The organism is Mesorhizobium sp. M7A.F.Ca.CA.002.15.2.1 (genome assembly GCF_003998715.1).
Lineage (GTDB): Bacteria > Pseudomonadota > Alphaproteobacteria > Rhizobiales > Rhizobiaceae > Mesorhizobium > Mesorhizobium ciceri.
In genome coordinates, this window is sequence record NZ_RZPI01000776.1 from 1 (window position 1) to 2,453 (window position 2,453).

2 protein-coding genes are annotated in these 2,453 nt (G+C 65.9%); both read left to right on the forward strand.

The window, feature by feature from the left end; genetic code table 11:
- Positions 1-16: 16 nt before the first annotated feature.
- Complete coding sequence (locus tag ENZ74_RS29090; RefSeq protein WP_063170125.1) at positions 17-973, forward strand: LysR substrate-binding domain-containing protein; 957 nt, start codon at positions 17-19, stop codon at positions 971-973.
- 83 nt (positions 974-1,056) lie between these two features.
- The coding region (gene xseA / locus ENZ74_RS29095; RefSeq protein WP_127313196.1) for an exodeoxyribonuclease VII large subunit at positions 1,057-2,453 on the forward strand (1,397 nt) is incomplete at its 3' end.

Genomic DNA, 2,453 nt, shown 5'->3' on the forward strand with positions numbered 1-2,453 from the left:
GTGATGGATCATATCGATGAAATCGCCGCTCGATCTCGATCAGTTGCAGACCTTCATCTCGATTGCCGACACCGGCAGCTTCACGCGAGCAGCCGAAGAGGTGCACCGGACCCAGTCGGCGGTGTCGATGCAGATGCGCCGGCTGGAGGAGCGGCTGGGCAAGCCGCTGTTCGAAAAGGACGGACGCACCAACAGGCTGACCGAGGAAGGCGACAAGCTGCTCTCCTATGCGCGGCGGCTGCTCTATCTCAACCGCGAGACCCTGGCGGCCTTCGACGACCGGCGGCTCGAAGGCACGATCCGCATCGGCACGCCCGACGACTACGCCGATCGTTTCCTGCCCGAGATCATGGCACGGTTCACCCGCTCCAATCCGCGCGTCGAACTCACCGTCATCTGCGAGCCGACGCCGGGGCTGGTCGAGCATATCAAGCGCGGCAATCTCGACCTCGCGCTGGTGACGCACAACGACGTACGCGGCCAGTCGGAGGTGGTGCGGCGCGAACCGCTGCTGTGGGTCACCTCGGCCAATCATGCCACGCATGAGCAGGAAACGCTGCCGATGGCCTTCGGCCGGCCGAACTGCATCTGGCGGCGCGCCGCCGTCGATGTGCTCGACCAGCAGAACCGCGACTATCGTATCCTGTTCACCAGTTTCTCGGCCACCGTCATCACCGCCGCGGTGCTTTCCGGGCTGGCAATCTCGGTGCTGCCGGAATGCGCGCTCAGACCCGGTATGCGGGTGCTGGGCGAAGCCGACGGCTTCGGCGCCCTGCCCGATTGCCGCATCGGCATCATGCGCGGCCAGACGTCGCGGCCGGAGATCGTCGATGCGCTCGCCCGCCATATTTCGGAAAGCCTGGACAACATCTCGGTGCCGGTCGGCGAAGACCCCGGAACGTTCGATTTCGCAGCGCTCGCCTTCACCAAGCTGCGGCGAACCAAGCCGAACCAGATCCTGCCCGGCTGGTAGGCAGGGCCAGGTGTGCGGGTTATGAACGGCTGGCCCGACGCAACCGCCTTGACGCGGGCGCCCAACCGTTCCCCAATCGACGGATGAGCGAAGTAGCATCCGAATCACGCACCAACGCCGCCGAATATACGGTGAGCGAGATTTCCGGCGCGCTGAAGCGCACGGTCGAGGACGTTTTCGGCAATGTGCGGGTGCGTGGCGAGATATCAGGCTATCGCGGGCCGCATTCCTCAGGTCATGCCTATTTCGCGCTGAAGGACGACCGCGCGCGGCTCGACGCCGTGGTGTGGAAAGGCACGATGAGCCGGCTGAAGTTCCGTCCCGAAGAGGGCATGGAGGTGATCGCCACCGGCAAGCTCACCACCTATCCCGGCAAATCCAACTACCAGATCGTCATCGACAATCTGGAGCCGGCTGGCGCCGGCGCCCTGATGGCGCTGCTGGAGGAGCGCAAGCGGCGGCTGCAGGCCGAGGGGCTGTTCGACACCGGTCGCAAGCGGCTGCTGCCGTTCATGCCGTGCGTCATCGGCGTCGTCACCTCGCCGACAGGGTCCGTCATCCGCGACATCATCCACCGCATCAAGGACCGCTTTCCGCTGCATGTCCTGGTCTGGCCGGTGCGCGTGCAAGGCGAGACGTCAGGCGCGGAAGTGACTGCCGCGGTCAACGGCTTCAACGCGCTGGCATGGGATGGCGCCATCCAGCGGCCCGATCTGTTGATCGTTGCGCGTGGCGGCGGCAGCCTCGAAGACCTCTGGGGGTTCAACGACGAGGCGCTCGCCCGCGCGGTTGCCGCTTCCGGCATTCCGGTGATCTCGGCTGTCGGCCACGAGACCGATTGGACGCTGATCGACCTCGTTGCCGACGTGCGAGCGCCGACACCGACAGGCGCGGCCGAAATCGCCGTGCCGGTGAAGGCCGACCTCGAAGCAACGCTTGCCAGCCTCGGTGCGCGGCTGAAAGCGGCGGTGCTGCGCAATTTCGAGCGCAAGCGGCAGGCCGCCCGTGCCGCCGCCCGGGCTCTGCCCTCGCCCGATCAATTGCTGGCGCTGCCGCGCCGGCGCCTCGATGAGGCGACATCCAGGCTGGGCCGGGGCCTGTTGGTCTCCACCGAACGCAAGCGTGCAAGGTTTTTTGCCGTGAAACTGACACCGGCAATGCTGTCGCAGCGCATTGCAGAGGCCCGGCGCACCAACGAACGCAATCTTTTGCGAGCACAAGGGGCACTGCGTGCGATGGCAAGAGCCCGGCGTGCGGAGCTTAACCGGGCGGCGGATCAATTGCCAAAATGTGCCAGGGCATCGCTGCAGCGGCACAAGCAGCAACTGGCCATGCTGCAAGGCCGCATCACGATCGAGCCGACGGCACGGCGGCAACGCGTGCAGAGGGATTTGCTGACAGCTTTGACAAGACGCGGCACGCAAGCAGTGGTGCTCAGGCTGGAGCGCCTGCGCGGCCGCATCGTCCAGGCCGACAGGTT

What these genes read in the sequence shown, in the direction of transcription:
- ENZ74_RS29090 (WP_063170125.1), top strand. Translation starts at nt 17, where the DNA reads ATGAAATCGCCGCTCGATCTCGATCAGTTGCAGACCTTCATCTCGATT.